This is a genomic window from Citrobacter sp. 50677481, assembly GCF_001463265.1.
In the GTDB taxonomy this organism is placed as follows: domain Bacteria; phylum Pseudomonadota; class Gammaproteobacteria; order Enterobacterales; family Enterobacteriaceae; genus Citrobacter_A; species Citrobacter_A sedlakii.
On the sequence record NZ_LNHZ01000069.1, the window covers coordinates 1 to 358 of the forward strand.

Here is a 358-nt window from a genome sequence, read left to right on the forward strand (position 1 = left end):
TTGCCCAGATGCCGCTGGCAAACGCGAAACAGGTTGTGGAATCAATCGGTCAGCAGGTGATCTCTGCTGAAGCGCTGAAAACTTTTGCTGCCGGTGTTGAAGGTGGCAAACGTATCAGCATCCCTGTGAAGGCTGCTTTGACTTCTGCGGATGTTCCTGAAGGGGTTGTGGAACCGCAGCGCCTGCCGGGTATCGATACTGCACCGAAGCAGCGCCTGTTTATCCGTGATCTGATTGCACCTGGCCGCACTTCCTCCCCGGCTATTTTCTGGGTGCAGCAGACAGGTTTTACCAACAACGCGAAGGTGGTTCCTGAGAATACTCAGAAACCATACAGCGAAATTGAGTTCACGCCGAA

Annotated in this window: 1 pseudogene; it reads left to right on the top strand. The window is 53.6% G+C overall.

Annotation, left to right across the window (positions count from 1 at the left end):
* Positions 1-358 (top strand): annotated as a pseudogene (locus tag APU02_RS19890) (phage major capsid protein); the annotation flags it as partial.